Genomic DNA, 1,996 nt, shown 5'->3' on the forward strand with positions numbered 1-1,996 from the left:
GTGCCGCCCTATGGGCCGGAGGAAATTGGAAGGGTCGCGGTGCATTTTCTGCGAGACGGCAACGTCAAGGTCTTCGTGACCATGATGGCGCTCCGTCATCCTGACTATCCCTTGAAGGGCGACGAGGCGCGCAAGTAACCACAGTTCCAAGAGGAGAGTCATGCCTTACACAGTAGCGCGCCCACGGGCGTGGATAGCCGGCCTGCTAGCAGCATTGTCACTGGCAGTGTCCGGTTGCGGCGAGGAGCCAATCTCAGTGTCAATGGTTGGATACAACCACACCGATGTGGGCATCTACGCGTTCGAGGTCAATGGCCGGGGTGGCCCGAATATCTGGCCGCACGAGGGCGGTGGAAAGTTCACGTGCTGCGTCACGGTGCCACGGGTCTACAAGCCTGGCATGACGGCGAAGGTCAGATGGGTCCATCGCATCGACGATGTGCCGCAGGAGCGGATTGTCCCTGTGCCCCCCTACCGCCCTGAAGACGTGGGGCTTCTGACTCTCCATTTTCTTCGAGACGGCAGTATCAAGGTGTTCGTGACCATGACGCTGCTTGGTCACCCGGCGTATCCCCTGAAAGGGGACGAGGCGCGCAAGTAACCACAGTTCCACGAGGAGAGTCATGCCTTACACAGTAGCGCGCCCACGGGCGTGGATAGCCGGCCTGCTAGCAGCATTGTCACTGGCAGTGTCCGGTTGCGGCGACAAGCCCATCGCGGTGTCAATGGTTGGCTACAACCACACGGACGTGGGGATCTACGCATTCGAGATCAACGGCCATGGTGGCCCGAATATTGGTGCGCATAGGGGCGGTGGCAATCGTACGTGTTGCGTCATGGTGCCATTGGTCCACGAGCCTGGTATGACGGTAAAGGTCAGATGGGTCAATCGCATTGACGATGTGCCACAGGTGCGATTCGTCTCCGTGCCTCCCTATCGGCCAGACGAATTGGGAAGGTTTGCCGTGCATTTTCTGCGCGACGGCAATGTCAAGGTGTTCGTGACGATGATGAATCTTCACCATCCCGACTATCCCTTGAAGGGCGATGAAGCTCGGCTGTAACGACATCGATTGGAGAAAGAACCATGCCTTACAGCGCTGCACCACCAGCTTCAGGCGGCACGAATCGATTCAAAGCAACGCGCCCACGGGCGTGGGCAGGCAGTCTGCTAGCCGCACTGTCGCTAGCGATTTCCGGTTGCGGCGACGAGCCTATTGCTGTGTCAATGGTTGGCTATAACCACACCGATGAAGGGATTTACGCCTTCGAGGTAGACGGGCACGGCGGTCCATACATCGGCCCGCACGAGGGCGGTGGCAATTTCACTTGTTGCGTCACGGTGCCACGGGCCCACAAACCTGGCATGACGGTGAAAGTCAGATGGGTCAACCACATCAAGGATGTTCCCCAGATGCGAGTCGTCTCCGTCCCGCCCTATCGGCCGGAAGAATTGGGAAGGTTTGCCGTCCATTTTCTGCGCGACGGCAACGTCAAGGTGTTCGTGACCATGATGGCTCTGCGTCATCCTGACTATCCCTTGAAGGGCGACGAGGCGCGCAAGTAACCACAGTTCCACGAGGAGAGTCATGCCTTACACAGTAGCGCGCCCACGGGCGTGGATAGCCGGCCTGCTAGCAGCATTGTCACTGGCAATGTCCGGTTGCGGCGACGAGCCAATCTCGGTGGAAATGGTTGGCTACAACCACACCGATGTAGGCATCTACGCGTTCGAGGTCAATGGCCGTGGTGGCCCGAATATCTGGCCGCACGAGGGCGGAGGCAATTTCACTTGCTGCGTCACGGTGCCACGGATCTACAAGCCTGGCATGACGGCGAAGATTAGGTGGGTCCATCGCATCGACGATGTTCCGCAGGAGCGGATCGTCCCGGTGCCGCCCTATGGGCCGGAGGAAATTGGAAGGGTCGCGGTGCATTTTCTGCGAGACGGCAACGTCAAGGTCTTCGTGACCATGATGGCGCTCCGTCATCCTGA

Annotated in this window: 4 protein-coding genes; all 4 read left to right on the plus strand. The window is 59.1% G+C overall.

What is annotated here, in order from left to right; translation table 11 throughout:
* Window positions 1-262: 262 nt before the first annotated feature.
* Entirely contained in the window at window positions 263-601 is a 339-nt protein-coding gene (locus tag AC1DEL_RS27455) for a DUF3304 domain-containing protein (RefSeq protein WP_477126491.1), read from the plus strand.
* 22 nt (window positions 602-623) lie between these two features.
* Window positions 624-1,064, plus strand: coding sequence for a DUF3304 domain-containing protein (locus tag AC1DEL_RS27460; RefSeq protein ID WP_477126490.1), 441 nt, complete (start codon window positions 624-626; stop codon window positions 1,062-1,064).
* A gap of 23 nt (window positions 1,065-1,087) precedes the next feature.
* On the plus strand, window positions 1,088-1,567 hold the full coding sequence (locus AC1DEL_RS27465; RefSeq protein ID WP_477110925.1) for a DUF3304 domain-containing protein: 480 nt from the start codon (window positions 1,088-1,090) through the stop codon (window positions 1,565-1,567).
* Between the two features lie 22 nt (window positions 1,568-1,589).
* Window positions 1,590-1,996 (plus strand): DUF3304 domain-containing protein (locus tag AC1DEL_RS27470; protein WP_477126498.1); only part of this gene is annotated, 407 nt, incomplete at its 3' end.

The sequence above is a fragment of the Cupriavidus sp. 10L43_2 genome (assembly GCF_056395265.1).